The sequence below is a fragment of the Pannonibacter phragmitetus DSM 14782 genome (assembly GCF_000382365.1).
Lineage (GTDB): Bacteria > Pseudomonadota > Alphaproteobacteria > Rhizobiales > Stappiaceae > Pannonibacter > Pannonibacter phragmitetus.
The window spans coordinates 1-2,014 of the sequence record NZ_KB908248.1; the positions used below are offsets into that span (position 1 = coordinate 1).

Below are 2,014 nucleotides of genomic sequence, written 5' to 3' on the forward strand. Positions count from 1 at the left end.
CACCGGCAATGCGGTAACACTGAGCGGCGTGATCTCCGGCAGCGGTAATCTGACCAAGACCGGCGCTGGCACGCTTGTCCTGTCCGGCACGAACACCCACACTGGGCAGGCGTATGTTGCTGCAGGCACCCTGTCGATCTCGTCGAACAGCAACCTGGGCATCAGCACCCTGAGGTTCAGCGGAGGCACGCTGGCCGTGACCGCAGATGCGGCCATTGCCCGGAGCGCGATCTTCCAGGCAGGCTCCTCCAGCACGATTGATACGGGCACAAATGCGGTCACCTGGAACGGGGACTTCTCCGGCAGCGGTAATCTGACCAAGACCGGCCTGGGCACCCTGACCTTGTCCGGGATGAACATTACATATGCCGGCACCATCACGATCTCTGCAGGCACCCTGTCGGCGTCATCGGACTTCAATCTTGGTAGCGGCACACTGGCGCTTGATGGCGGTACGCTGGCCGTCACTGACAGCACGACGATCGAAAATGCGCTCACCCTCGGAAGCGGTGCCGGCACCATCGACATTGCCAATGGCCATGAGGTGATTCTGAACGGCGTCATCTCCGGCAGCGGTGGCCTGACCTCGACAGGCAGCGGTACGCTGATCCTGTCCGGCACCAATACCTACAGTGGCACAACGACGGTTTCCGGCGGCATCCTCAGCATCTCCTCCGGCAGCAATCTTGGCACCGGCGCGCTCACCCTGAGTGGATCCGACCTGGCGGTGACGGGTACAACAACGCTGACCAACAGCGTCTCTGTTGCATCGGGAGCGGCAAGCTTCCTTGATACGGGAGGCAATTCGGTGACACTGAGCGGGGTGGTCTCCGGCAGTGGTGATCTGCGTAAGCGCGGCAGCGGCACGCTCGTTCTGTCCGGCGCCAACACCCTTACCGGCACTCTCACAGTTTCGACCGGCACCCTGTCCATCGCCTCGGACAGCAACCTTGGTTCCGGCACGCTGCGCCTTGACGGCGCACGGCTTGATGTCACCAGCGATACGGTCATCGATAATACTATCGAGATTGAAGATGACGGCCCCAATACAATCAACACGGGCACGGGCATCCTTGTCCAGATAAGCAGCCAGGTCTCGTCCGGTGGCGGCCTCGTCAAGACCGGCGCAGGCACGCTCATCATGTCCGGCACCAACACCTACACTGGCAGCACCACCGTCTCCGGCGGCACGCTTCAGGTTGAGGGCTCGCTCGGCTACACGGCTGTGAGCGTCGCATCCGGTGGCACGCTTGGCGGCAGCGGCAGCATCGCCGGTGCAGTGAGCGTTCTGAATGGCGGCAGCCTCAACCCTGGCAGCAGCCCCGGCACGCTGACGGTTGATAGCCTTGTGCTTCAGAATTCCAGCCTGCTCAACTTCGAGCTGGATACGCCGGGCGTCGTGGGAAGCGGCGTCAACGATCTGGTGTCCGTCACCAATGGCCTGACGCTCGACGGTATTCTCAACATCATCACGGGCAGCAATTTCGGCACGGGCTCCTACCGGCTGTTCGACTATGGCACGCTGACGGCGGACAACGGGCTGATGTTCGGCGATGTGCCGGCCGGCTATGAGCTGACGGTTTCCCTGGGTACGGCGGGGCAGGTGAACCTGATCACCAGCTACAACGGTTTGCAGTTCTGGAATGGTGGGCAGACCGCCGCCAACGGCGCCGTCAACGGCGGTTCCGGCACCTGGAACAGCAGCAGCACCAACTGGACCAGCCAGGCTGGCAATGTGGCGACGAGCTGGGCTGACCTGACGGCGGTCTTTGCCGGAACCTCCGGCGGCACGGTCACCGTGACGGGCACCCAGTCGGTCGCAGGCCTGCAGTTCGCCACGGACGGCTACACGCTGTCCGGCACCGGTTCTCTCGTGGCCGGTGCCGGTGGCATGGAGCTGCGCATCGGCAATGGCCTCGCGGCCACCATTGCAACCAGCGTCACCGGTTCCGGCGCTGTCAGCAAGACGGGCGCGGGCACCATCGTCCTGTCCGGCAGCAACAGCTACACCGGC

The 2,014-nt window shown here is 63.5% G+C and carries 1 protein-coding gene; it reads left to right on the top strand.

The genetic code is table 11. The features are described from left to right. Positions 1-2,014: autotransporter-associated beta strand repeat-containing protein (locus H163_RS23465; RefSeq protein ID WP_040679483.1), on the top strand; the 2,014-nt coding region annotated here is incomplete at both ends.